At 55.5% G+C, this 1,713-nt stretch carries 1 protein-coding gene; it reads left to right on the top strand.

Annotation, left to right across the window (positions count from 1 at the left end):
• The first annotated feature begins 102 nt into the window (after positions 1–102).
• Positions 103–1,655 (top strand): IS3 family transposase gene (locus DMX06_RS26005; RefSeq protein WP_110739979.1). Its coding sequence is split into 2 segments (ribosomal slippage): positions 103–565 and positions 565–1,655, totalling 1,554 coding nucleotides; the frame shifts between segments, so codons are not numbered across the junction.
• Positions 1,656–1,713 lie beyond the last annotated feature (58 nt).

The following is a 1,713-nucleotide window of genomic DNA, read 5'->3' as shown; positions in this document are numbered from 1 at the left end:
AGCAAGAGCAAGAGCAAGAGCAAGAGCACCCCCGGTGTCAGGATAGTTGTCGCGTCTCCGAACTGACCTGAAACCAGCTCCGGGGGCGGAAAGAGAGCCGATGTGCCGTACTATTCACCTGAACGCAAAGCCGAACTACTGAAGATGTTGCTCCCCCCACACAACCTGACAATGGCCGAGGTTGCGAGGCGCGAGGGAGTGACTGAAATGACACTACGTACCTGGCGTAAACGAGCCAGTCCTGAAGGATGTGTGGTGACTGATCCCAACCACCCGACTGAAAGCTGGTCGGCAGAAATGAAATTCGCAGCTGTCATCGAATGTGCCAGCCTGTCTGAAATTGAGCTGGGCGAGTACTGTCGGCGCAAGGGTTTGTACCCTGAACAGATCATGGCGTGGCGACAAGCGTTCCTGAGCGGTATGGCGGCTGAAAAGCATCAACCGAAGGCTGATCGGGAACAGGGTCGCCAGGATAAACAACGCATTCAACAACTGGAGCGCGAACTGCGCCGTAAAGAAAAGGCGCTGGCTGAAGCAGCGGCGCTGCTGGTCCTTCGAAAAAAGCTCAACGACTACTGGGGAGTCGACGACGAGGACAATTGACCGCTCTGCCGGAACGGCAACTGTTGGTGGACTGGCTAAACGAAGCGATCAGTGCTGGAGCACGAAAGCGGGAGGCATGCCAGGAAGTCGGCCTGACACTCAGGACACTACAGCGCTGGACTCAGACCGAGGAGGTTCGAGCTGACGCTCGAACCACAACGACTCGGACAACGCCTGCGAATGCCCTGAGCGAGCAGGAGCGCCAGGCAATTCTTGATCTGTGCAACAGTGCTGAATACGCGCATTTGCCACCAAGCCAAATTGTCCCGCGCTTGGCGGACAAACAGTGCTATCTGGCCTCGGAGTCAACCTTTTACCGGGTGCTACGTGCGGCCGGACAACGACAGCATCGGGGACGGAGCCAGCAACCTGGACGCCAAACTGCTCCAACCACCCATGCGGCACATGCACCTAATCGGGTCTGGTCGTGGGATATCACGTATCTACCTACAGCTGTACGCGGGAAGTATTACTACCTGTATCTGATCGAGGACATCTACAGCCGGAAATGTGTCGGCTGGGAAGTGCACGAGGATGAAGACGGAGCGAAGGCCGCGACCTTGCTACAGCGAAGCGTGATCAGCGAGCAATGCTTGCGTGAACCGTTGGTACTGCACTCTGACAATGGCACACCGATGAAATCATCAACATTGCTCAGCAAGATGCATGAGTTGGGTATCACCCCTTCCAGAGGCAGACCAAGAGTGAGTAACGACAACCCATACTCGGAGGCCTTATTCAGAACACTGAAGTACTGCCCACACTGGCCAACCAAAGGTTTCAGTAGCCTGGAGGCAGCCAGGCGCTGGGTAAGAGATTTCATCAGCTGGTACAACCAAGAACACCGACATAGCCGCATTCGTTTCGTTACACCAGCAGAACGACACCGTGGCTTGGACAAACAGATCCTTGCCCGACGTCATGAGTTGTACCTGCGAGCCAGAGAAAGGAGTCCTGCGCGCTGGTCAGGCCAGACACGCAACTGGCAGCCCGTAGGAACCGTATTGCTGAATCCTGATCGAGAACAACAGTACGATAAACAAGCAGCATGAATTAAAGGTCAGACGCGACAACCACCTTGAAAAACGCCGAGCAAGAGCAAGAGCAAGA

The sequence above is a fragment of the Pseudomonas mosselii genome (genome assembly GCF_003205295.1).
In the GTDB taxonomy this organism is placed as follows: Bacteria; Pseudomonadota; Gammaproteobacteria; order Pseudomonadales; family Pseudomonadaceae; genus Aquipseudomonas; species Aquipseudomonas mosselii_B.
This window is presented reverse-complemented; position numbering and strand designations above follow the sequence as displayed.